The organism is Candidatus Saccharimonadia bacterium (assembly GCA_035544015.1).
Taxonomy (GTDB): domain Bacteria; phylum Patescibacteriota; class Saccharimonadia; order UBA4664; family UBA4664; genus UBA5169.
The window spans coordinates 1-1,463 of the sequence record DATKIP010000044.1 but is presented as its reverse complement, the minus strand read 5'-3'; the positions used below and the strand labels follow the sequence as shown (position 1 = coordinate 1,463).

The 1,463-nt window shown below is 60.4% G+C and carries 2 protein-coding genes; one reads left to right on the top strand and one right to left on the bottom strand.

What is annotated here, in order from left to right; translation table 11 throughout:
* Nucleotides 1–190: 190 nt before the first annotated feature.
* Nucleotides 191–1,270 carry an IS630 family transposase gene (locus VMT30_02650; GenBank protein HVQ43841.1) on the top strand — a complete coding sequence of 360 codons (1,080 nt, stop codon included), beginning with the start codon at nt 191–193 and terminating at the stop codon, nt 1,268–1,270.
* Here VMT30_02650 and VMT30_02645 read toward each other — a convergent pair.
* A partial coding sequence (locus tag VMT30_02645) for a DUF3551 domain-containing protein (GenBank protein ID HVQ43840.1) occupies nt 1,267–1,463 on the bottom strand: 197 nt, incomplete at its 5' end. The two genes, VMT30_02650 and VMT30_02645, sit on opposite strands and share 4 nt — an antisense overlap.

Below are 1,463 nucleotides of genomic sequence, written 5' to 3'. Positions count from 1 at the left end.
GCTCAGTACGAAATTCGACTCGACGGCATGCCGCGCAGTTACCGCTTGCCACACGGAGGTGACTCCTGCCGATCCTAGAGAGAACATCACTTCAGCCCGCTTCGGTGGGGCTGGGCTCCTAGTGGATCAAATCTAACATTTGAATCCTGGAAGGGATTCCCGTCGGGCTCGTTGCATGCAAGTCTGGCGCATGCGAACCGGAATTTCCATTACTCTCAAGCCTGTTGATCGCCGCCGTCTGACCACGGTCGCGGGGGATCGCAACGCACCGCATAAGCATGTCTGGCGGGCCGAGATCGTTCTGTTGAGCGCAGACGGTGTCGGCACCAATGAGATTATGCGCCGGACCGGCAAGTCGAAGACCTGTGTGTGGCGGTGGCAGGAACGCTTCATGCAGGCGGGTTACGACGGCCTCTTGCGTGATAAGACACGACCCTCGCGCATCCCACCACTCGGGTCGGATATCGCCAAGCGTGTTGTGGCGCTCACCCGGACCGATCCGCCCGCCGAGGCGACCCATTGGACTGCTACTATGATGGCGAAAGCCGTCGGTATCAGCGCGAGTTCCGTCCAGCGCATCTGGCGCACGCATGGTCTCCAGCCGCACCGGGTCCACCAGTTCAAGCTCTCCAACGACCCGAAGTTCATCGACAAGCTGCGCGATGTTGTCGGGCTTTATGTCGATCCGCCCGCCCATGCCATCGTCCTCTCGGTCGACGAAAAGTCGCAAATCCAGGCGCTCGACCGCACCCAGCCCGGCCTGCCGATGAAGAAAGGCCGAGCCGGCACGATGACCCACGACTACAAGCGCCATGGCACAACGACGCTGTTCGCTGCTCTCGATGTCCTCGAAGGCAAGGTCATTGGCCGATGTATGCAGCGCCATCGTCATCAGGAGTTCATCCGCTTCTTGAACGCCATTGACGCGCAGGTGCCGGCCAAAAAAAGTGTGCACGTGATCCTCGACAACTACGCTGCCCACAAGCATCCAAAGGTGCGTCAATGGCTGGACCGGCACCCGCGCTTTACCTTCCACTTCACACCGACCTCGTGTTCGTGGCTCAACGCCGTCGAGGGGTTCTTCGCCAAACTTGCCAAGCGGCGACTAAAGCGCGGTGTCTTCCGATGCGTGGTCGATCTCCAAGCCACCATCAACCGTTTCGTCGCGGAGACAAACCATGATCCCAAGCCGTTCACATGGACCGCAGATCCAGACAAAATCATTGCCGCTGTCAGAAGAGGGCACCAAGTGTTAGATTCGATCCACTAGTACGGCCCCTGGCGCGGTCGTCGACGCGCATCGCGGCCGTAGCTTTGGGGGCTACCGGCGTAGTTTTGATTGGGCACGCAAGATCCCCCGATGCCTACGATGTCCGCCCGGCACTGTGCGTAGGTGTAAAAACCGCAATTGGTGCCACCGAGGACGTCGCGCGCGCACCAAGGGCCGTCGGCGTGCGCGTCGA

Excerpts from the sequence above, each read along its gene's own strand:
- VMT30_02650 (HVQ43841.1), top strand. The coding sequence starts at position 191 with ATGCGAACCGGAATTTCCATTACTCTCAAGCCTGTTGATCGCCGCCGT.